This window comes from Ruegeria sp. BB1 (genome assembly GCF_056539465.1).
On the sequence record NZ_JBQFVB010000001.1, the window covers coordinates 96036 to 116772 of the forward strand.

Consider the following 20737-nt stretch of genomic DNA (forward strand, 5'->3'; position numbering starts at 1 on the left):
TCAGGATCAAACGCATGAAAATGCGGTCCATGCGACGCGGGATCAAAGAGATGGATTTGATCCTTTCGGCCTATGCCGAACGTAATCTCGACGCGATGGATACAGCGGGTCTGGATCAGTTCGACGCGCTGCTACACGAAAATGATCAGGATCTGTATCAGTGGGTCACCGGGCAGGCCCAGCCGCCCGAGGGGTTTGTCCATCTGGTTTCGGATATCGCGCAGACCTTTCAAAAATAAAGAAAATCCAGCTTAACCGATTCTTGGGGAATTCGATTCATGCTGCCTGAAACAGCGCGACTGAATCGGAGGATCGGATGAGTATGGAAATGCAGGTCTCCGCGCCGGAAACCAAGGGTTTCATGACCAGCTATCTTGAAGCGCTCGCTTTGGTCGAGCGGCTGCACCGTCTGCTACTGGACGTTATAAAGGATGAGTTCGAGCGGGTGGGCGTGTTGGAAATCAACGCCGTTCAGGCCCTGCTTCTGTTCAATATCGGCGATCATGAGGTGACGGCGGGTGAGTTGAAAAGCCGTGGCTATTATCAGGGCAGCAACGTCAGCTACAATCTCAAGAAGTTGGTCGAAATGGGCTATATGCACCACCAAAGGTGTGAGATCGACAGACGCTCGGTCCGGGTTCGGTTAACGCCACGAGGACGCGAGATTCGGGATATCGTGACCGAGCTGTTCTCGCGCCATGCCGAGGGGCTGCAGACCCTTGGCGTGCTTGGGATGGAGGGAATTGATGACATCACAACCTCTCTGCGCCGGGTTGAGCGGTACTGGACGGATCAGATCCGCTATATCTACTGATCAGGGGCGCGCATCGGACAGGATCAGCCCTTCAAGCTCTCGGATCAGCTTTCGGGTCATGGCGTCCTCATAAGCGTCAAACCCCAGGGCAACCTCGACAAAGGCATCTGGCCCCAGGATGACCCAGGCGGTGTAATAGGCAGACAGCTCTCCAACCTGCACATAGCGTTTGTCGCCGTGGCTGGGATCATCCGCGCCGATGACCAGGCCGTTGATGGTGATGCCCGAAGCTTCAAGCGCGCTTTTGGCTTCCCGCGGGTGAGTGCCCAGATTGTGTTTGCCGTCGCCGGACAGATCGAGTGTTCGTTTCCAGCAACTTGTTTGGTCGGACAGCAGGTCAGCCCCAAACAGCATCGCTGAGCCAACAGCCGTACCTTGCGGGGCGGCACTGCGCTTGGTTCGGTTCAGTAAAAAGGCGATCCGGTCAAGATCGTTGCCCGAACGTATGGCGATCCAGTCTTGCAACAGACGTTGATGGCCCGGCTCGCTCCACTCGAAAATCGCCAACCGCACAGGGGCAGCAGGGTTTGACAGCAATAGCTGCACCACTTCAGGACGCTGCAAAGCGGCTGCCACACCGTCAAGTTGCAGCCGGTATTCGTGACTGTCCACCGAACCAGAAACATCCAGCCCCAGCGCCAGAGCTTGTCGGCACTCTGCCGTGGCCGAACCAGCGATCAAACTAATGACAAATGCCAATAGCCGCGTCATCTGGGCGCGAAGTCCTGCAGCACGCCGATTTGCAAGCTTGTCAGTTCACGTTCCAGCTTTCGCCGCATGGCGCGTTCGAAATCCTCGAACCCCTGTGCGACTTCTAGAAATGCGCCAGGCCCGTACAGAACATTGTTTTCGAAGTAGGGAATCAGATGAACTTCGCCCTCGAAATCGGCAGCATTGATAACCAGCCCGTTGACCACAATGCCCTCGAACGGAAAGTGGCGATAAGCGGATGCAGGTTGGAAACCGTCATTATTTGCGCCGTCCCCAGACAGGTCGATGGTCTGAAACAAACATGGTGGTGCTTGCTGCATCAGGGTCGCACCAAAAGCCAAAGCTTGCCCCATGGCAGTGGCCGAGTCACCGTCAGATCGGACTGAACGTTGTATGGTCTCTGCCGCCGTTAGCAAATCAGCTTGCGTGTTGATCATCGTCCAGTTCAGGATCATGCGCTGGGTCGAGCGGCTGCCCCACTCATACACAGCCAATGCCACGGGCAAAGGAGAGGAAAAGAACGCCTCGGTCACCTCAGGGGCGATCAGGGCAGCGGCCAGGCCCTGCCGCTGCAGGGTATCCTCGGTTGCATCCACTGAGCTTGAGATATCCATAGCCAACGCCAGGGCCAGGCGACAGGTTTCGGCCCGAAGCGGGCTGGCCAGTCCGGCCAGTCCCAGTGCTGTCAGCCAGCGGATCACCAGTGTCCGGTGCTTTCCATGCTGACCCAGGGTTCGGCGGCTTCCAGCGCGTCACCGTTCTGTAGCAACTCGACCGAGATATTGTCGGGCGACCGTACAAACGCCATACGGCCGTCGCGGGGCGGGCGGTTGATCACCACACCATTGTCCTGCAAGTGCTGGCAGACCTCGTAAATATTGTCGACGCCATAGGCCAAATGCCCGAAATGCCGACTGTCGCTGGGCAGCGCATCGTCACCATCCCAATTGTGGGTCAGCTCAATTGGGCGATCCTCTTGCCCCGGGGGCGCCATGAAGATCAGCGAAAACCGCCCCGCCTCGCTGTCATAGCGGCGGGTTTCCTTCAGGCCCAGCAACTCAAAAAACGCCATCGACTTTTCCAGATCCTTCACGCGGATCATGGTGTGAAGATATCTCAGCCCCATTGTGGCTTCCTTTCCGTTCAGGTGATGGGCTGCAGCTTAGCGCGCGGAAAATGCGTGTCGAGGGGCAGGGCGGACACAATTTTGAAAATGCGCCGCTGGGTGTACATGTCGCGGTTCCGGTCGGGGAATTGCCGATATATAGTGGTGGGCGACTCATTGCTGGAAAGGAACTTTTATGCCGCTGTCCTCTGACCAACTGGCCGAGATCGAAGCGCAACGGGCGCAATCGCATCCAACACGCCGCGTTGTGGCTGCGGGTATGGAAGATCACCTTTATACCGCTCATCAGGTGCTGGACCACGGCTTTGTGCGCGTGATCGACTATATGGGTGACGACGCGGCGATCTGTCAGGCGGCGCGGGTGTCGTATGGCAAAGGCACAAAATCGGTGCAGAACGATGAGGGTCTGATCCGCTATCTGATGCGTCACTGGCATTCGACCCCGTTCGAGATGTGCGAGATCAAGCTGCACGTCAAGCTGCCTGTCTTTGTCGCCCGGCAGTGGATACGTCACCGCACGGCAAATGTGAACGAGTATTCCGCGCGCTATTCGATTCTGGACCGCGAGTTCTATATCCCCGCACCCGATCACGTTGCCGCGCAGTCCGAGGTAAACAACCAAGGCCGGGGTGATGCGCTGCAAGGGGAAGAGGCCGCGCGAGTTCTGGATATCCTCAAGGCCGATAGCGCCCGATGCTATGACAACTATGAATCGATGATCAACCAAGACGGCCAACAGGGTCTGGCGCGTGAACTGGCGCGGATGAACCTGCCCGCGAATATCTATACGCAGTGGTATTGGAAGGTTGATCTGCACAACCTGTTCCACTTCTTGCGCCTGCGTGCCGACCCGCATGCGCAGTACGAGATCCGGGTCTATGCGGATACCATGTGCAAGATCGTCGCCGACTGGGTGCCCTTCGCCTACAAAGCGTTCGAGGATTATCGGCTGGGTGCGGTGAACCTTTCGGCTCAGATGGTCGACAGCCTGCGCCGGATGCTGGCCGGGGAAAATGTCACGCAGGAAAACTCGGGCATGACCGCTCGGGAATGGCGCGAGTTCGAAGCGGTCATTCGCAAAAGCTGATCTCGCGTATTGCGCATTATTGTGACGGAAAAAGCTAATACTCTCGCGCCTAAGCCGACCCGGCGCGAGGGTAAGGTTTCTAACCTTTGAATATTGGTCAACGGCCGGAAATTGGCCGTTGGCCTGTTTTGATCACCCGCAGCATGCGGGACTGTTTTACAGTGGCTTTAAATCAGATGCCATTTGTCGGCCGTCGCGTCCGTCTTCCAACTCATACGAGACTTTCTGATTGTCAGCGAGCCCGGTCAGACCGGACCGTTCAACGGCCGAGATATGAACAAATACGTCCTTGCCGCCCTCATCAGGGGCAATAAACCCGTAGCCTTTCGTGGTATTAAACCATTTCACGGTGCCAGTTGGCATTTCCCGTGTCTCCTTCTACTTACGCGTTGTCCCACATAATTGGTGGGGGCAGTGATTGACGTCGCCGCAATTGATTACCGTATCGCCGTAACGATACAGCGCGAATTGCGAGTTTCGTCTTTTTCAACATTGCATGGTGAAGTAAAAAATCAAGAATTTCTGAAACGTGCAGGCAAATTTGCTGAAAATTGAACCAGATACAGGAGACACCCGAAATGCGCCTTTATGGTCTGAAAAACTGTGACACGTGCCGCAAGGCTTTGAAATCACTTCCAGATACTGAGTTTGTCGACGTTCGGACCGATGGCGTACCCAAAGCGATGCTGACGCAGGCGCTGGATCGCTTCGGCGAGGCTTTGCTCAATACCCGTTCGACAACCTGGCGTGGATTAGACGATGCACAACGCGCGCGGCCTCCGCTGGAACTGCTGACAGATCACCCGACCCTGATGAAGCGCCCCCTGATCGAGCAAGACGGAACCCTGTATCTGGGATGGACGGCGGAAACGAAGGCAGGGCTTGGCGTTGCGTGACCTGATGACTATCTGAATTGACGCAAGTTAGAGGATTTTGAATGCGTAACGCTGCTATGATTTTGGGTGTCATCGCCGGTTTGATCGGGATGATCGTGGGCTTTTTCGGCTATGGCTATGTCGAACTGATTGATCGGTTTGGTGAGATCGACGGGCTGGCCGAGCAGGTGGACAACGCGCAACTCATACAGTTCGCGTCGATCATTGCGCCGCTATTGGCGATTGCTGGCGGTGCAATGGCCCATGCACGGGCCCTGATCGGAGGGGTCTTGTTGCTGATCTCAGCGGCCGGGATGTATTACGCCTTTGGTTTTAACGTGTTCACTATGTTCCCGGTGGCATTTGCGGGTGTTGCGGGCCTCCTTGGACTGGCCGCGGGTAAACCGGACGAGCCCAAGGCGCATTTCTAGATCACTTGATGTGCAGGATGCGATCGACGGACAGCGGCCCTGCGCCGTTGATCACGATCACTGCCAGCAGAAAGGACCAGAGTGTCCGATCATCCAGCAGGCTTACGGCGTTGGTGAAGTAGCTGCCCAATTCCGTGCCGTGGCCCGTGACATCTACGATCGTCTGAACCCAGACAAATGCCAGCATACCCAATGCTGCGAACCGCGACAGAAGGCCGATCACGATCAGCGTAGGTAGAAGAAACTCAGCCCAGGTCCCCGCAACAGCAATGGCCCAATGCATGATCCCCAATTGCGAGCTGTCATAGCTGACGGCTTCCATGGCTTTGGGGAAAATCTGCACATAGGCACCGTCGGACGGGAACAGGAACCCAAAGAATCCGCTACCCAGTTTGGTGGTCGCCGAATTCCAATAATACACCAGCAATGTTGCCGCAAAGACCAGCCTGGCCAAGGTCGGTGTCAACCAGCCAGAGGTCATCTCTAACCGTCCCAGGGTGTTGTTGTGCAATGAGATCAGGGCAGTCATGTTGCCAGCCTTTCGATAGTCACAGAGGTTATTGCGCCGCCTTGTAAAAGCAGCGCCAGAGTGGCCCCAAGGTCAAATTCGGGGAAATGGTTTACAGTATCTTCAAACGCGCCACCAATGGTTTGCCCGGCCTGAAGGCCCGCAATCCAGTGCGCGCCGCCTTCGGGCAGCAGATGTGGAACCGGGTCATACTCGGCCCGGGTGATCAGAACGTCTTGGGCGGTGGGATCGGGTTTGGGGGCGTCGACTTCGGTGTTGAAACGCCAGATCGAATAAATCGGCCAGTCCGAGTGCAGAACCCGCATCGACGGGGCAAATCCCAGCTGTGCCCGCATGATGTCTTCGGGCGGAACAGCCAGTGCGTCCGCCGGGGCTGGTTCGCTGTCAGCGGCGTGGTAGGAACGGCGCAAGGCAAGCTCCAATTGCGCCACGTCAGGCAGGTATCCAATATGCGAGAGCTGCTCCATTCCGGCAAGAAATTCGGGGAATTCTTCACCGTAAAACATCATCAACGGCGATGAGGGGGGATGTTTGCGCAGGAAAATACCCGACAGCCCATCCATGTTCTGAGCCCCCAGCAATTTGGTGATGACCGGAAATGCCTGATGCATCGCTTCGGTCAGCGACACCGCCACGTTGTTGCGATACACACTGAACCGCCGCCCGGCAGGTTGTGCGACCGCGTCCAGCAGTCCTTTGGGGATGGCGGCTGACGGGTTCATCAGCGCGGCGTGAAAACTCTCTTGCGAAACGCTCATGCCGGGACGCGGTCCAAGGCCGCCTGCGCACGGTCTGCTTCGGCCCGCAGCACGGGCCATTCTGGAACGTCCGTGTCCCATTCGACCAACACGGGTTTGGGACCAGATCGCTCTAGAACGTAGTCCAGCAGCGCCCAAACCGGATCAACGACTTCGCGCCCATGGCTGTCAATCAGCAGGGGGCGACCATGGTCGTCCTCATCCTCATCATGCCCGCCTAGATGGATTTCCCCCACCTTCTCAAGAGGGTAGGCATCGATATAGCCCTGCGGAGAGAATTCCAGATTGGTGGCTGAGACAAAGACGTTGTTCACATCCAGCAGCAGGCCGCACCCAGTGCGACGTGCAACTTCGCGCAGAAAATCGGGCTCGGACCAGGTGCTTTCTTCGAACGCCAGATAGCTGGACGGATTCTCCAACAACATTTGGCGACCGACGGTTTCCTGTACCTGATCGATATGCTCGCAAATGCGTGCAAGCGAGGCATTAGTATAGGGCAGGGGTAGTAGGTCGTTCAGAAAATGGCTGTCATGGGTCGACCATGCCAGATGTTCCGAGAAACTGGCCGGTTTCAGCCAGCCAACCAGGTGTTTCAATCGTGCCAGATGGTCGGCATCCAGCGGGCCTTCGCTGCCGATGGACAGGCCAACCCCATGGACCGAGATCGGAAACTTTTCCGAGAGATGGCGCAATTGCGCCAGGGGACGACCACCGTCACCCATGTAGTTCTCGGCGTGAATTTCCAGCCAGGCAACTGGCTGTGCGTGTTCAAGGATCTGTGCGAAATGCTGCGGCTTGTACCCGACGCCGGGTGCCAAAGGCAGGCGGTTCGAACGGAGTGTGTCATCCAACATTTGGCAGCTCCTTGTTCTAGAAGTAAAGGGCGGGCGAAGTCGCCCGCCCCCTGACTAGCCTAGGCCAGACTTATGCCGGTAGATCGCGGTCCTGAGCTTCCAGCGAGCCTTTGCGCGGTGTGCCGTCAGCCTCGGCCGGCAGTTCGATATCGGCGCAGGTACCTGCATCGACCAGAGTCCAGGCGTTGCCCTGATAGTCTACGGTCGAGGTGCCCGCGCAGGTTGTGCCGGGGCCCGCGGCGCAGTCGTTCTGACCGGCCAGCGAAATGCCATAGCATTTCTCTTTGGCTTGTGCGGTGGCAGTTGTGGCTGCGCCCGAAACGGCGGCTGCGACTGCGGTTGCGATAACCAGTGATTTTGCGGTGTTCGACATCTCGGTAATCCCTTTTGATGACTGCGTATGTCTGCTTGTGACAATGACAAAGGTAGTGGCTTGCGGCCCAGAGTTGAATTCACGAGCCCGTGTCTCACAAGCCCGTCAGGGCGCACAATGCCCCCTTGTAAGTTAATATACTGTTTTTGAATAAGAAAAGAGGAAATATTTCAATTCGGCCCCAAAAGCGGGGCCGAATTCATGGCAATTCCATGCCGAATGTTACAACAGATCCGGCGGTGTCGCGGCCTGTGAAAGCTCATTTGTTACAGCTTCAAGCGATTGAACCTGCGTTTGTTTTTCGCCCAGCCGGCGAACGCTGACGGTGCGTTCGTCAACTTCGCGATGACCGACGGCCAGAATGACCGGAACCTTGCCGACCGAATGTTCGCGAACCTTGTAGTTGATCTTTTCGTTGCGGATGTCTGCCTCGGCGCGGACACCGGCGGCCTTGAGCGTCTCAACCACTTCGGCCACATAATCATCGGCTTCTGACGTGATCGAGGCGACGACGACCTGACGCGGGGCCAACCAGAACGGCAGCTTGCCTGCGTGTTCTTCGATAAGAATGCCGATGAAGCGTTCGAACGAGCCCAGCGTAGCCCTGTGCAGCATGAACGGGCGGTGCTTGGCGCCGTCGGCACCGATAAAGCTGGCATCCAGCCGCTCGGGCAGGTTGGGGTCCACCTGCAGGGTCCCGCATTGCCATGTCCTGCCGATCGCGTCGGTCAGAGTGAACTCCAGCTTGGGCCCATAAAACGCGCCTTCGCCTTCTAGCAGCTCATACTCATATCCGGCGGCCTTACAGGCATCGCCCAGCGCCTTTTCGACCAGATCCCAGCTTTCATCCGACCCGATCCGTTTTTCCGGACGAGTAGACAGTTTGATCGTCCAGTCATGGAAGCCCAGATCGGCATATACCTTAGACAGGAAGGCAATGAACTTGGCGGTCTCGGATTCGATCTGATCCTCGGCACAGAAGATGTGACCATCATCCTGTGTGAATCCACGCACGCGCATGATTCCGTGCAGCGCGCCCGAAGGCTCATAACGGGCACAAGACCCGAATTCGGCCATTCGCAACGGCAGATCACGATAGGATTTCAGGCCCTGATTGAACACCTGCACGTGACAGGGGCAGTTCATCGGTTTCAGCGCGTTGATTGCCTTTTCGCGGGCATGTTCCTCGTCGACTTCGACGATGAACATGTTTTCCTGATATTTGTCCCAGTGGCCCGAGGCCTCCCACAGTTTGCGGTCGACAACCTGAGGCGTGTTCACCTCGACATATCCATCGCGCTCCTGCATCCGGCGCATATAGTCCTGCAGGGTGGTGTAGATTTTCCAGCCGTTCGGATGCCAGAAGATTTGGCCGGGGGCCTCTTCCTGCATGTGGAACAGGTTCATCTCGCGGCCCAGCTTGCGGTGATCGCGCTTGGCGGCCTCTTCCAGCATGTGCAGGTGAGCTTTCAGCTTTTCCTTGCCGGTGAAGGCCACGCCATAGATACGCTGCAGCATCGCGCGGTCGCTGTCACCGCGCCAATAGGCACCGGCGATGGACATCAGCTTGAACGCATCGCCTGGAACCTGACCGGTATGCTGCAGATGCGGGCCGCGGCACAGGTCCTGCCAGTCGCCATGCCAATACATGCGCAGCGGCTCGTCGCCCGGAATGGCGTCGATCAGTTCGACCTTATAGGGCTCGTCATTGGCGGTGTAGAAATCTATCGCACGCTGACGGTCCCAGACTTCGGTGGTCACGGGGTCGCGCTTGTTGATGATTTCCTTCATCTTCTTTTCGATCAGGCCAAGGTCTTCGGGCGTGAAAGGTTCCGCCCGATCAAAGTCATAATACCAGCCATTTTCGATGACGGGGCCGATGGTGACCTTGGTATCGGGCCAGATTTCCTGCACCGCGCGAGCCATGATGTGCGCCAGGTCGTGGCGGATCAGTTCATTAGCCTGAACCTCATCCTTCATGGTGTGAATGGCGATATCGGAATCGGATTCGATGGGCCATTGCAGGTCCCAGTGCTGGCCATTCACCGTGGCCGAGATGGCCTTTTTCGCCAGCGAGGTCGAGATATCGGCAGCCACCTGCGCGGGCGTTACGCCTGCGTCATAAGAACGTGCATTGCCATCGGGAAAGGTGAGTGAGACGGATTTTGCATCCAGGGCCATATCGGCTCTCCTCGTCGGTTTGGCGCCCACTGAACGCCCGGTTGCGGGTTATGGTGTCCGGCTCATGTGGCAGGTGCAGCAAAACCTGTCAAGTGTCGAAGGAAGCAGGACTGACGCTGCGAGACTGCAAAAATCGGGAATTGCGACCACTGGTCTGCCGTGCATGATGTGATGCAAATGGAAAGAGGGTTTCATGGCAGCTACGGAATTTCTGATCACCGCAAAAGACCGGCGGTTGGCCTATCACAAAAGTGAGGGCCATGGCCCGACCGTCGTTTTTCTGGGCGGGCTCAAATCTGACATGGAAGGCACCAAAGCGGTGCACCTGGAAGACTGGGCACAGGCGCGCGGGCAGGCGTTTTTGCGGTTCGACTATTCCGGTCATGGTGAAAGTTCCGAGAAATTCACCGATGGCTGTATCGGCGATTGGCACGAAGATACGATTGAGGCTGTGGCAGCCTTGACCGAAGGGCCGTTAATCGTTGTCGGATCATCCATGGGCGGGTGGCAGGCGCTGTTGCTTGCCAGAACGATACCCGAACGGATCGCTGGTATGGTGACCATTGCCGCCGCGCCTGATTTCACTGAGGACGGCTATTGGGCGTCGTTCAGCGCCGAACAAAAGGCTGCGCTAGATAGTGTTGGGCATGTGGAACTGCCCTCGGATTATATGGAACCCTACATCATCACCAAGCGGATGATCGAAGACGGGCGTCAACGGTTGGTGCTGCGCGACGCGCTAGACCTGCCTTTCCCGGTGCGCTTTCTGCAGGGCACGGCGGATACGGCGGTGTCCACCGAAACGGCTGTGCGGTTGCTGGAACACGCCAGTGGGCCAGATATGCGTTTATTGCTGGTCAAAGACGCAGATCACCGGTTCTCGGACGGCCCCTGTCTGGGGTTGATCGAAAATGCGGTGCTTGAGGTGATGGAGGCCAGCTGATGCAGCGCTTTGGGTGGTTTCTTGGGCGTCTGCTGCTGGCACTGATTGTTGTCGGTGGCCTGATCTATTGGTTCGGGCCGCGTGAACAGGTCGACCTGCATCCCCGCTTTGATCCGCGCAAATTCGGCGAAGGGGTTCAGGTCTACTTTGAAAGCACAGAATCCGCCTATGACGACATCGTGCCCGGAGTGGAAAAGCGCGTGGTCTGGCAAGACGGGTTCAAAGAACAACGCACGCCTGTTTCGGTTCTCTATGTGCATGGCTTTTCGGCCTCGTCCGAGGAAATCCGTCCGGTGCCGGATAAGGTGGCCGACGCGCTGGGGGCCAATCTGGTCTATACGCGCCTGAAGGGACATGGTCGCGATGGCCCGGCAATGGCCGAAGGGACGGCTACGGGCTGGATGCAGGATATGGCCGAGGGGTTGGCCGCGGCGCGGGCCGTTGGTGACAAGGTTGTTGTCATCTCAACCTCGACCGGCGGAACGCTGGCCGCAGCAGCAGCGTTGGATGAAGAACTGAGACAAGACGTGGCGGCTTTGGTCTTTGTGTCTCCGAATTTCGGGGTGAACACACCGGGCGCGTGGATTCCCGGCTTGCCGTGGGCGCGGAAGTGGCTGCCCTTGGTGATGGGGGAGGAACGGGATGTCTCTGGCCCGGACCCGGAGGTAAACACCTATTGGACCTCGGTTTACCCGTGGGAGGCTGTGGTGCCGATGACCCTGTTGGTCGAGGCTGTCTATGCGTTGGACTTCTCGAGCGCGCAGATTCCGGCGCTGTTCTGGTTTTCGGATGACGATCAAGTCGTGCGTCCTGACCTGACGCATAAAGTGGCCGAAAGATGGGGTGGACCGAAGACGGTCAATCTGGTGACAATGGGGTCAGGGGATGATCCGGCGTCGCATGTGATCGCGGGTCGGCTGATGTCCCCGGGGCAGACGGACGCGACTGTTGCAGGTATTCTGGACTGGCTGAGTGAGCAGGGGACCGAATAGTGGACCAGCGAGTAAGCTTGATCACAGTTGGGGTGGATGACCCCGAGCTTGCCGCCGGGTTCTATGAGGACATGGGTTGGAAACGGGTCAGCAGCCCCGACGGGGTAATTGCCTTTGACCTTATCGGCCAGACTTTAGGTTTGTACCCGTTGTCTGCATTGGCTGAAGAGATCGGAGTTGACGTTGACACTCTGGGCCATGGTGCGCTGACGCTCAGCTACAATTGCCGGTCAAAGGACGAGGTTGCGCAGGTGTTGGACAAGGCCGGAGAAGCCGGAGCCGAGATATTGAAACCGGCATCTGATGTTTTCTGGGGCGGGCATCATGGGTATTTCCGCGCCCCCGATGGGACGATCTGGGAAGTGGCCTTCAATCCTTTCTCTGCGCTTGCACCGGACGGTGCCTTTTGCTGGAACGGGTATGGGTAATGCGCAAGCCGGGCAGCATGTGGAGCCTTGAAACGCTTGGGCGTGTACGTCTGTCCCGGCATTTCTTCATGCGGGAATTCCTGTATTCTGAGATTGGAAATTTCCATGAAAAGCAAAACCTTCCAGACAATCCTGACCTTGCCATCGAAACGGGGCGCGCCTTTTGCCAGACCCTGCTGGACCCGCTTGAGGAAACCTTTGGACGTATCGCGGTCCGGTCCGGGTTTCGGTCACCCTCTTTGAATCAATTCGGGAATGAGAACCGGTTGAACTGCGCCCGCAACGACAACCCGTTGGAATGTCATATCTGGGATCGGGGCGAAGGGGATGCCCGGATCGCCGGGGCGTCAATCGTCATCCCTTGGTTCGCCGATCAATACGATGCGGGACGTGATTGGCGTGATTTGGCGTGGTGGATGCACGATCATCTGGACTATTCCGAAATCTGGTTCTTTCCCAAGCTCTGCGCCTTTAATCTGGTGTGGAGGCCACACCCCCATCGCCGGATCGACAGCTATATTGCACCGCGCGGGTGTTTGCTGCGCCCCGGGGCTGAGCCGGGCGAAGACCTGAAAACCCGTCGCAACCGATATGCAGATTTCCCGCCTTTCCGGGACATCAAATATCCCTGAAGTTTAACTTGCCCGAACCTGCAAAACGCCTCATCCTGAGTGCAAAGAGCATTGCTTATAAAGTTGAAGTGTTGCGAGGCCCCGCGTGATCGAGCCGCTGGTTTTACTGCCTGAAATGATGTGCGACGCACGGTTGTTTGAACCCCAGATCAACAGCTTGTCGCGGCAGCGCGCGGTTACGGTTGCACCGATTTCACTGGGCGAACGTATCGAAGAGATTGCGTCGTCCCTTCTGGACCAACTGCCGCGACGATTTGCGCTGGTTGGGTCGGGTATGGGTGGCGTGGTGGCGCTGGAGCTAGTTCGGCGCGCGCCAGATCGGGTGTCGCGTCTTTGCCTGATGGCGACGGATGCGCAGGCCGATACACCTCAGACCGCGGCGGCGCGCGAAGAGTTGTTGGTCGCCGCGAAAATAGGTCGGCTGGAAGAGGTGATGCGTCGGATAATCAGCTCGAACACGTTGGCACCGGGACCGCGGCGCATACCTATTCTGAACGACTTGGTCGCAATGGCGCTGGATCTGGGGCCAGAGGTGTTCGAACGTCAGATTCGCGCTTTGCAACGGCGTCCCGATCAGCAAGGTGGGCTGCGGCGCATCAAGGTGCCAACACTGGTTCTGTCCGGCGCGCATGACACCCTTACACCGCTACGCAAACATACCTTTATGTCCGAACTGATACCGGGTGCCGATTTGAAAGTTATTGACGAGGCCGGGCACCTGCCGACGCTCGAAGCGCCCGATTTCGTGAATGACGCGCTGAAACAATGGCTAAGCGCACCTGCTCGGGCAGCTTACGTGTAGAATTTCGCGCGCTCAGTCTTGCTGAGTATCGTCGGTGCGACCACAGGTTTGCCGTCGCCTAGGTCAAAAAACGGTGTGTTTCTCCAGCTTCCGGACAGCCACGATTTGCTGAGGCGCATCAGCATCCCAACCGCTGCATAGCGCAGTTTTTCATGCGATTGCTTACCGTTCGACTGCGGAACAAAGCCACGGGTTGTGATCGGACCAAGCCCGCTTGGATCGGAGATGCGCTTGACGTCGAACCCGGCAAAAGGAAACTTCGCGGTCCGCGCGGTAGTCGCCAGCGGCGCATTGCAGCAACTGGAATACCACCGCAACATCCCTTTGGGGCTTAGCTGCATCAGCGCAAGTTTTTCCGAGCCCCCTTCGAAGCAGATCTCCTCTGGGCTCATTTGTAGGATATTGACAGGGCCGGGGGCTGGATCGGGTTGACCGAAGTACAGCTGTGCTGCGCGGCAGTCGCGGCAAAAGCAACCGACATGGGTGCCCGAATGCACTCCTTCAGCGGTGATATGCCCGTGCAAAGTACCGCATTCGCAGGAGAAGGGCATTGGGTGGGCCGCTCTCCCGCTCATTTTGTCAGGCGATCTTGTTCTTATTGGCGGCCCGGCGTTGTGGTTTGCGGGCGTTGGCGGTCATGAAGTCGATCACCAGTGGCCGGATATTGTCACGCCAGCTGCGTCCGGCGAAAATGCCATAGTGCCCGGCTGCTTGTTCAACATGACTGGCCTTCTTCGATGCAGGCAAACCGGTGCAGAGGTCTAACGCTGCGATACACTGGCCGGGGGCCGAGATATCGTCATTTGCGCCTTCAACCGTCTTGACCGCAACATTGGTGATTTTGCCGATGTCCACCTTGTGGCCCGCGACGACGAATTCGTTCCGGGCAATTTCGCGGTTCTTGAACACACGCTCAACCGTCGACAGATAGAATTCGGCGGTCATGTCCATAACGGCCAGATATTCATCGTAGAAACGGTTATGCGCATCATGGTCCGAAGCTTCGTCTTGCATAACGCGCTGAATCTGCTCTGAGAACGCTTTGGAATGACGCTCTGCGTTCATCGACATAAAGGACGCTAGCTGCAACAGGCCGGGGTAGACCATGCGGCCAACGCCTTTGTACTTGAAGCCGACACGCTGGATCATGGTCTCTTCCAGCTGCCCCATGGTGACGCGGCGGCCAAAATCGGTCACATCGGTCGGGGTGGCATCGGGGTCTACCGGTCCACCTATCAGGGTCAGCGTGCTGGGTTGCGCTTTGGGCTCAACCTCGGCCAGATAGGCCGTGGCGGCCAGAGTCAGCGGTGCAGGTTGACAAATCGCCACCACATGAGTGTCGGGACCAAGTTCTTTCATGAAATCGACAAGATAGAGTGTATAGTCCTCTACATCGAACTTGCCTTCGGAAACAGGAATGTCGCGCGCGTTATGCCAATCAGTGATATAGACTTCGCAATTCACCAGCAGGCTTTTCACCGTCGAGCGCAACAACGTCGCATAATGCCCGGACATCGGCGCCACCAGCAACACCTTGAGGGGCTGTTCCTCGCGCCCATTGACCCGGAAATGCACCAGGTCACCAAAGGGACGTTCGACAACGGTCGTGATATCGACCAGATGGTCTTTGCCATCCTCGCATGTAAAAGTGCGGATGCCCCAGTCCGGTTTGACGATCATCCGTTGGAAAGTACGTTCGGTGACATCACCCCAGGCAGCCATCATACTAATTGCGGGGTTGGGAATCATGGAAAACGCGGGGTAGGATGCGATTGCGCTGGCAGTTGCGCCCATCCATTGGTTGGTGTTGCGCATCGTTTCCATCAGGTCGTATGTCATCATGTAGCGCATGGAAAAAGGGGCCTCCTAGATGTCAGCCAATAAGATTGGACCATTCGCCGCTTTGCCCCCCGACACCCACGACGTTATTCTGCGTAGCAGCGAGGTTAGGGGGGAATTGTTAAAATGACAACAAGTGAAGATCAGATGCCAGAACTGACCGAAGAAAACGTTGAACGCCTTAAAGAAAATATGGAAAAGGTCGAGGCGCTTTCGAAGCGGCTGATCGAAGTCATGTCGGCCAAAAAGCCTCATACCCCCGCTTTGGATGGCCCGAATCAAGAGCTTTTCGCACGAGCAGCAACAGCTTATTGGGCCGAAGCTTGGCAAAATCCGGCAAAATTGCTGGAACAACAAATAGAATACTGGGGCAAGTCGGTTCTGAACTTCGCTGAAGCCCAAAAAGCTATGACCACGGGCGAGGCCGACGATGACCAGCCCAAACCCCAGGACAAGCGTTTTTCCAACCCCTTATGGGAAACCAACCCCTATTTCCGTCTGATCCGGCAGCAATACCAGACCAACGCAGAAGCCATCGCGCAGGCCGTGGCCTCGGTTGAGGATCTGGATGCCAAGGACAAACGCCGCCTCAAATACTTCTCGCAGCAGATTGTCGACATGATGTCCCCCACGAATTTCCTGGCGACCAATCCAGACGCTCTGCAAAAGGCGGTTGAGACCGAAGGGCAGTCATTGATCAAAGGGCTGGAAAACCTTGTCTCGGATCTTGAGGCCAATGACGGCGAGCTGGTTGTCAAACTGGCCGATGAAAGCGCGTTTGAGGTCGGCGGCAATCTGGCGACCACTCCGGGCGATGTGGTCTATCGCAATCGTATGATGGAACTGATCCAGTACAAACCCGCGACTGAAACGGTGTATGAAACACCGATCGTGCTGTTCCCCCCCTGGATCAACAAGTTCTATATCCTTGACCTTAAGGCCCAGAACAGCCTGATCAAATGGATCACTGAAAAAGGCTATACACTGTTTGTGGTCAGTTGGATCAATCCTGATGAAAGCTATGCGGATGTTGGGATGGAAGACTATATCGAAGATGGCTTTCTGACCGCGATCGAAGAAACTAAGAAAATCTGCAAGGTCAAGCAGGTGAACGCGATTGGTTATTGCATTGCTGGTACTACTCTAAGTTTGACCCTGGCGTTGCAGAAGCAGCGCGGCGACAAGTCGATCAAATCGGCCACCATGTTTACTGCGCTGACGGATTTTTCCGAACAGGGCGAGTTTACGCCATTTCTGCAGAACGACTTCATTGACGGGGTTGAGGCAGAGGTAAACAAAGAAGGCATTCTGCGCTCATGGATCATGGGGCGCACCATGTCCTTTCTGCGCTCGCGCGATCTGGTCTACGGTCCAGCCATCCGCAGCTATATGCTGGGCGAGATGCCGCCAGCCTTTGATCTGCTGTACTGGAATGGGGACGGAGCCAACCTGCCTGCCAAGATGACGGTGCAATACCTGCGCGGGCTGTGCCAGCGCAATGAGTTCGCCGAAGGCGGTTTCGAACTTCTCGGGCACAAGCTGCATGTCAGTGACGTGGACGTGCCGTTGATGGCGATCACCTGTCAGACGGATCACATTGCTGCTTGGAAAGACTGCTATCGTGGTGTGCAAAAGATGGGGTCACGTTCCAAGACTTTTGTCGTCTCGGAATCCGGTCACATCGCAGGCATCATCAACCCGCCCAACAAGAAGAAATACGGCCATTACACCAACCCCGATCTGAAGGTGGACGCGGACACGTGGATGAAAGAGGCCGACTTCCACGAAGGTTCGTGGTGGCCCCTGTGGGAGGCCTGGTTGAAGAAGCGATCCGGCAAGCAGGTTCCTGCCCGCGACACCGGCGATTCGGATCACCCACGGCTTGCACCAGCACCCGGGACCTATGTGGTGGCCGATCCAAACAACTGATTTCATTTTGAAACTTAAGAATTTCTGCAATGCAGCAAGAAAAAACTTGCAATGCTGCATTGCAGCAATCATATTGTCCTCAAGCTGATGAAAGCCGGGGTGGGCCCGGTTCGGCAAAAAGGATTAGGACAATGGCAAAGACTCAAGACTTTACCGCGACCCTGAAAGACATGATGGGTGCATTCCCCGTTGACACCACCGCTCTGGAAGGTGCCTTCAAATCGACCGCTTCGCTGAACGAAAAGCTGTCGGGTGTTGCTCTGGAAGCAGCAGAGAAGTCGGCTGAAATCTCGAACAAATGGACCAAAGACACACTGTCCAAACTGACCGAGATGTCGAAAGCAAAGGCCGAGCCTGCTGAATACGCAAAAGCCGCAACCGACTTCGCAAGCGCGTCGGCTGAAGTTGCTGCTGAAAACATGGCTGCTTTCGCTGAAATCGCGAAAAAACTGCAGACCGAAACCGTCGAGCTGCTGATGGCTGCTGGTAAAGACGCTGCTGAAGAAGCAACTGTTGCTGTTCAGAAAGCCACCAACGACGTGACTGCTGCTGCCAAAAAAGCTGCAGCCACCAAGTAAAATTTGGGCGCGAGGCGCACCCACTCCTCCCATTTGGTGCAATCGCGCAGGGCAGGTCTTAGGACCTGCCCTTTCTTTTTGTTCTGCGGTCGCATAATCTCTGCTGCAACGCATCATCCTTGGGGAGGGCAAACGGTGCCAGAACAAGAAAAACCGCTGTTGATCAAGCGCTATGCAAGCCGCAGGCTGTATAACACCGAGACCAGCGACTATGTTACGCTCGAAGATATCGCGACCTTCATCCGCGATGGGCGCGAAGTGCAGATCATTGACCTGAAATCTGGCGACGATCTGACCCGGCAATATCTACTGCAAATCATCGCCGAACACGAAAGCCGGGGTGAAAATGTGCTGCCGGTCAACGTTCTGAACGATCTGGTGCGCAGCTACATGATTCCGGGTGGCGGGATGATGCCGCAATTCCTGCAAAGTTCGTTTGAGATGCTGCGCGAAAGCCAGAGCAAGATGATGGAGAATATGAATGCCATGAACCCGATGTCGCAGATACCGGGTTTCGAAGCCATGCAGGCGCAGCAACAGGCATTCCTCAAGGCGATGACCGGGGGGCTGTCAGGCAATTGGTCAGGCCCAGAAGAAGGTGAAGATGCCAATTCGGAATCGAAAGAAGATCTGGATGACATCAAAAAGCAGCTGGCTGAGTTGCAGAAAAAGCTCTCCAAGTTGAACTGACGTCTGTTGTGTTGCGCTGGCTGGTCCTGAGTGTTGCGGTGCTTTGGGCCCACCCGGTGTCATCACAGGGCGTTTTTTCAGAAGGCTGGTCTGCGGTTTGCACGATGGGCACCCAATCCGAAGAAGGGTGCGATGCCATTCGTGCGCGCGAGATCCTGGATGCGGATCAGCCCCCATGGCGTGCCATTGGGCGCCTCAATTTCGCCAGCAGGGATCGGCGGTCACATTGTACTGGCGTATTGGTGTCTGACCGGCTGGTCCTGACTGCTGCGCATTGCCTGTACAATTCCCCACGCAAACGCTGGATACCGCCCTCTAGCATCCGGTTTGCCGCTGGCTATCAACGCGGAGAGGTCACGGCCGTTGCGGGTATCGATGGGTATAAGTTGCATCCGGAACAAGGCGCTGACGGGGCGTTCGACGACCGTACCGAATTGGACTGGGCGGTTCTGGAATTGACCGAGCTTATTGGTCAAACGGTTGGTTATCTGCCGTTGGCATCTGCGTTGACGCCTTCGTCGTTTGTTGCGGGGTATTCCGGTCTTCGGCCTCATGTCCTCAGTCGGACTTTGACCTGTGCGCCGCGTCCGCTTGAAGGTGGAATGGTCTTGTCGCTGTGCCCGGTCATGATGGGAGATTCCGGTGCGCCGCTTTTAGTGGACACGCCGACCGGCCCCCAAGTCGCGGCGATCCTGTCGCGTGTGGGTGTAACCCCCGAGGGGATTACAGCCCTGTTTCTGTCGACCGAGTTGTTTGACCTCGATCCGTAAGCCTTATCAAGTTCCGTAGACGGGAACCGGACCGGTCACCTCGCCGACCGAAGCCAGTAGAATATCGGCGATCACGTCTAGTTCTTCCTTGGTCAGCCGTACAGGCAGACGGACGTCGCACGCTTTCATCAGCATGTCCCGTGTCTGCGGCAAGTCGAACTTCTCGGGCAGGAATTGCCAGTTCCAGAAGGCGCGGGCGTTGTCTTCGCTCAGGCCGAAAACCTGAACTTTGACACCGCGTGCCTCTGAAGCCGCCGCAAAGGCGCGGATTTCGGCCTCATTCATTCCGACCAGATTGAACTGGATCGAATCCGGTGCCCGGCGTTCGGGTGTCAGGGGGGCAGGGACGTCGATATGGGACGAGGTGTTCAGCCGTTCGGCCACGTAGTCGTGGTTAGACAGGCCATCCCGCACACGCCGCGCCAGTTCGGGGATCTGCGGTCGGATCACGGCAGCGCTCAGGTTGCTCATCCGCAGGTTATACAGCGGCAACTGGTTCTGCCAGCGGGCAAAGGCCTGCTCCAACTCGGGCGAGTTGTCGCCATGCGGAGTTTTGTGCTTTTTCCAGTTATGCTCATAAGCACCCGACATGATCACGGCCTGGGCCACCAGGTCGGCATCGTCGGTGATCAGGATGCCGCCTTCCCCCGCGTTGATCATCTTGTAGGACTGGAATGAAAAGCACCCCACCTTGCCGATGGTGCCAATGTTCTGCCCATGCCAGGTTGTGCCCAGCGAATGAGCCGCATCCTCGATCACCGGGATGTCGCGTTCGTTGCACAGCGCCATGATGGCATCCATGTCGGACGTGTGGCCGCGCATATGGCTGATGATTACGGCCTGTACGCCGTCCAGCTTGGTGGCGAAATCTTCCATGTCGATGCGATAATTCTCGCCGACCTCACACAGCACCGGAATGCAATCCGCATGCACGACAGACGAGGGCACGGCAGCAAAGGTAAAGCCGGGGATCAGAACCCGTGCATCCCGAGGCAAGCCCAACGCTTTGAGAGACAGGAACAATGCAGCCGAGCACGATGACACGGCCAACGCGTATTTTGTTCCCAGCAAAGCGGCAAATTCCGCCTCGAGCAGAGCCACCGGCGCATCCTGTGGCGCGGTATAGCGAAACAGGTCTCCCGATTGCATCAGAGCGTCGATGGCTTCTTTTGCAGCTGCGGGGATGGGTTCGGCGTCATGAACGTTTGGAGGAAGCGTCATATTTGATTTTCCCAAATTCTAACTTTGGGAAAGATAAAGCTAAATGGGGGGCAATAAAACCCCTCAATCGCCATGTTGGCGAAATTTCACCAATCCTTCATAGTCGGAAGGTCGCAGGTCAGCCTGCGACAGGTCCCAAAAAGTATTTTGAGCTTGCAACTTCGGGGGCAGTAA

Annotated in this window: 27 protein-coding genes; 15 read left to right on the forward strand and 12 right to left on the reverse strand. The window is 56.8% G+C overall.

Annotated features, from left to right (window positions below):
• Positions 1-14: 14 nt before the first annotated feature.
• The gene (locus ACR0AL_RS00480) at positions 15-239 is read left to right on the forward strand and encodes a succinate dehydrogenase assembly factor 2 (protein ID WP_170359163.1); all 225 of its coding nucleotides are present in this window, start codon (positions 15-17) and stop codon (positions 237-239) included.
• Positions 240-316: 77 nt separating this feature from the next.
• Entirely contained in the window at positions 317-814 is a 498-nt protein-coding gene (locus tag ACR0AL_RS00485; RefSeq protein WP_480661577.1) for a MarR family winged helix-turn-helix transcriptional regulator, read from the forward strand.
• Here the strand turns inward: ACR0AL_RS00485 and ACR0AL_RS00490 are convergent, their stop codons facing one another.
• From ACR0AL_RS00490 to ACR0AL_RS00500, 3 genes are read right to left on the reverse strand one after another with little or no spacing between them, the layout of a single operon-like run.
• Positions 815-1525 (reverse strand): DUF1194 domain-containing protein, encoded by a 711-nt coding sequence (locus tag ACR0AL_RS00490; RefSeq protein WP_425080396.1) that lies wholly within the window; start codon positions 1523-1525, stop codon positions 815-817.
• Positions 1522-2226 (reverse strand): DUF1194 domain-containing protein, encoded by a 705-nt coding sequence (locus ACR0AL_RS00495; protein WP_170349170.1) that lies wholly within the window; start codon positions 2224-2226, stop codon positions 1522-1524. Before ACR0AL_RS00495 ends, ACR0AL_RS00490 begins: the two co-directional genes overlap by 4 nt.
• A complete protein-coding gene (locus tag ACR0AL_RS00500; RefSeq protein WP_170349169.1) occupies positions 2223-2651 on the reverse strand; it encodes a VOC family protein in 429 nt (142 codons plus the stop codon). The genes ACR0AL_RS00495 and ACR0AL_RS00500 overlap by 4 nt, the downstream gene beginning before the upstream one ends.
• 175 nt (positions 2652-2826) lie before the next feature.
• Between ACR0AL_RS00500 and thyX the strand changes: the two genes are divergently transcribed.
• Positions 2827-3738: an FAD-dependent thymidylate synthase gene (gene thyX / locus ACR0AL_RS00505; RefSeq protein WP_170375946.1), complete on the forward strand. Its 912-nt coding sequence runs from the start codon at positions 2827-2829 to the stop codon at positions 3736-3738.
• 156 nt (positions 3739-3894) lie between these two features.
• Here the strand turns inward: thyX and ACR0AL_RS00510 are convergent, their stop codons facing one another.
• Positions 3895-4101 (reverse strand): cold-shock protein, encoded by a 207-nt coding sequence (locus tag ACR0AL_RS00510; protein ID WP_010439113.1) that lies wholly within the window; start codon positions 4099-4101, stop codon positions 3895-3897.
• Between the two features lie 51 nt (positions 4102-4152).
• Here ACR0AL_RS00510 and ACR0AL_RS00515 point away from each other — a divergent pair, with 51 nt between their 5' ends.
• From ACR0AL_RS00515 to ACR0AL_RS00525, 3 genes are read left to right on the forward strand one after another with little or no spacing between them, the layout of a single operon-like run.
• Positions 4153-4293 carry a hypothetical protein gene (locus ACR0AL_RS00515; protein ID WP_170410402.1) on the forward strand — a complete coding sequence of 47 codons (141 nt, stop codon included), beginning with the start codon at positions 4153-4155 and terminating at the stop codon, positions 4291-4293.
• A gap of 23 nt (positions 4294-4316) precedes the next feature.
• Positions 4317-4634 carry an ArsC/Spx/MgsR family protein gene (locus ACR0AL_RS00520; protein WP_170410399.1) on the forward strand — a complete coding sequence of 106 codons (318 nt, stop codon included), beginning with the start codon at positions 4317-4319 and terminating at the stop codon, positions 4632-4634.
• 41 nt (positions 4635-4675) lie between these two features.
• On the forward strand, positions 4676-5044 hold the full coding sequence (locus ACR0AL_RS00525; protein ID WP_170349165.1) for a hypothetical protein: 369 nt from the start codon (positions 4676-4678) through the stop codon (positions 5042-5044).
• 1 nt (position 5045) lies between these two features.
• Here the strand turns inward: ACR0AL_RS00525 and ACR0AL_RS00530 are convergent, their stop codons facing one another.
• From ACR0AL_RS00530 to thrS, 5 genes are all read right to left on the reverse strand, one after another.
• A complete protein-coding gene (locus ACR0AL_RS00530; RefSeq protein ID WP_170349164.1) occupies positions 5046-5573 on the reverse strand; it encodes a DoxX family protein in 528 nt (175 codons plus the stop codon).
• On the reverse strand, positions 5570-6331 hold the full coding sequence (locus ACR0AL_RS00535; RefSeq protein ID WP_170349163.1) for an HvfC/BufC N-terminal domain-containing protein: 762 nt from the start codon (positions 6329-6331) through the stop codon (positions 5570-5572). Before ACR0AL_RS00535 ends, ACR0AL_RS00530 begins: the two co-directional genes overlap by 4 nt.
• Positions 6328-7185, reverse strand: coding sequence for an MNIO family bufferin maturase (gene bufB, locus ACR0AL_RS00540; protein WP_170349162.1), 858 nt, complete (start codon positions 7183-7185; stop codon positions 6328-6330). The genes ACR0AL_RS00535 and bufB overlap by 4 nt, the downstream gene beginning before the upstream one ends.
• A 70-nt stretch (positions 7186-7255) precedes the next feature.
• Positions 7256-7558, reverse strand: coding sequence for a BufA1 family periplasmic bufferin-type metallophore (locus ACR0AL_RS00545; protein WP_170349161.1), 303 nt, complete (start codon positions 7556-7558; stop codon positions 7256-7258).
• A gap of 222 nt (positions 7559-7780) precedes the next feature.
• Positions 7781-9739, reverse strand: a complete 1959-nt coding sequence (thrS, locus tag ACR0AL_RS00550) for a threonine--tRNA ligase (RefSeq protein WP_170349160.1) — start codon at positions 9737-9739, stop codon at positions 7781-7783.
• Positions 9740-9932: 193 nt separating this feature from the next.
• Here thrS and ACR0AL_RS00555 point away from each other — a divergent pair, with 193 nt between their 5' ends.
• The 5 genes from ACR0AL_RS00555 (at position 9933) to ACR0AL_RS00575 (ending at position 13536) form a co-directional block, all read left to right on the forward strand.
• Positions 9933-10682 carry an alpha/beta hydrolase gene (locus ACR0AL_RS00555; RefSeq protein WP_170349159.1) on the forward strand — a complete coding sequence of 250 codons (750 nt, stop codon included), beginning with the start codon at positions 9933-9935 and terminating at the stop codon, positions 10680-10682.
• Positions 10682-11674: an alpha/beta hydrolase gene (locus ACR0AL_RS00560; RefSeq protein ID WP_480661580.1), complete on the forward strand. Its 993-nt coding sequence runs from the start codon at positions 10682-10684 to the stop codon at positions 11672-11674. Before ACR0AL_RS00555 ends, ACR0AL_RS00560 begins: the two co-directional genes overlap by 1 nt.
• Positions 11674-12102 (forward strand): VOC family protein, encoded by a 429-nt coding sequence (locus ACR0AL_RS00565; RefSeq protein ID WP_480637113.1) that lies wholly within the window; start codon positions 11674-11676, stop codon positions 12100-12102. The genes ACR0AL_RS00560 and ACR0AL_RS00565 overlap by 1 nt, the downstream gene beginning before the upstream one ends.
• A 17-nt stretch (positions 12103-12119) precedes the next feature.
• Positions 12120-12734: a hypothetical protein gene (locus ACR0AL_RS00570; protein ID WP_480662527.1), complete on the forward strand. Its 615-nt coding sequence runs from the start codon at positions 12120-12122 to the stop codon at positions 12732-12734.
• Between the two features lie 85 nt (positions 12735-12819).
• A complete protein-coding gene (locus tag ACR0AL_RS00575; protein ID WP_480661582.1) occupies positions 12820-13536 on the forward strand; it encodes an alpha/beta fold hydrolase in 717 nt (238 codons plus the stop codon).
• On the opposite strand, the gene ACR0AL_RS00580 is transcribed toward ACR0AL_RS00575, so the two are convergent.
• Positions 13527-14087, reverse strand: a complete 561-nt coding sequence (locus ACR0AL_RS00580; protein WP_480661583.1) for a DUF6151 family protein — start codon at positions 14085-14087, stop codon at positions 13527-13529. The two genes, ACR0AL_RS00575 and ACR0AL_RS00580, sit on opposite strands and share 10 nt — an antisense overlap.
• Positions 14088-14115: 28 nt before the next feature.
• Positions 14116-15387 carry a polyhydroxyalkanoate depolymerase gene (phaZ, locus tag ACR0AL_RS00585; RefSeq protein WP_170549572.1) on the reverse strand — a complete coding sequence of 424 codons (1272 nt, stop codon included), beginning with the start codon at positions 15385-15387 and terminating at the stop codon, positions 14116-14118.
• Positions 15388-15501: 114 nt separating this feature from the next.
• On the opposite strand from phaZ, the gene ACR0AL_RS00590 reads away from it, so the two are divergent.
• The 4 genes from ACR0AL_RS00590 to ACR0AL_RS00605 all read left to right on the forward strand — a co-directional run bounded on the left by ACR0AL_RS00590 (position 15502) and on the right by ACR0AL_RS00605 (position 19342).
• Positions 15502-17304, forward strand: coding sequence for a PHA/PHB synthase family protein (locus ACR0AL_RS00590; RefSeq protein ID WP_170549570.1), 1803 nt, complete (start codon positions 15502-15504; stop codon positions 17302-17304).
• A 131-nt stretch (positions 17305-17435) separates the two neighbouring features.
• Positions 17436-17882, forward strand: coding sequence for a phasin family protein (locus ACR0AL_RS00595; RefSeq protein ID WP_170349152.1), 447 nt, complete (start codon positions 17436-17438; stop codon positions 17880-17882).
• Positions 17883-18017: 135 nt separating this feature from the next.
• A complete protein-coding gene (gene phaR, locus ACR0AL_RS00600) occupies positions 18018-18572 on the forward strand; it encodes a polyhydroxyalkanoate synthesis repressor PhaR (protein ID WP_170349151.1) in 555 nt (184 codons plus the stop codon).
• Between the two features lie 104 nt (positions 18573-18676).
• Positions 18677-19342: a trypsin-like serine peptidase gene (locus ACR0AL_RS00605; RefSeq protein ID WP_480661586.1), complete on the forward strand. Its 666-nt coding sequence runs from the start codon at positions 18677-18679 to the stop codon at positions 19340-19342.
• Between the two features lie 6 nt (positions 19343-19348).
• Here the strand turns inward: ACR0AL_RS00605 and ACR0AL_RS00610 are convergent, their stop codons facing one another.
• Complete coding sequence (locus ACR0AL_RS00610; RefSeq protein ID WP_170349150.1) at positions 19349-20563, reverse strand: DegT/DnrJ/EryC1/StrS family aminotransferase; 1215 nt, start codon at positions 20561-20563, stop codon at positions 19349-19351.
• Between the last annotated feature and the right edge of the window lie 174 nt (positions 20564-20737).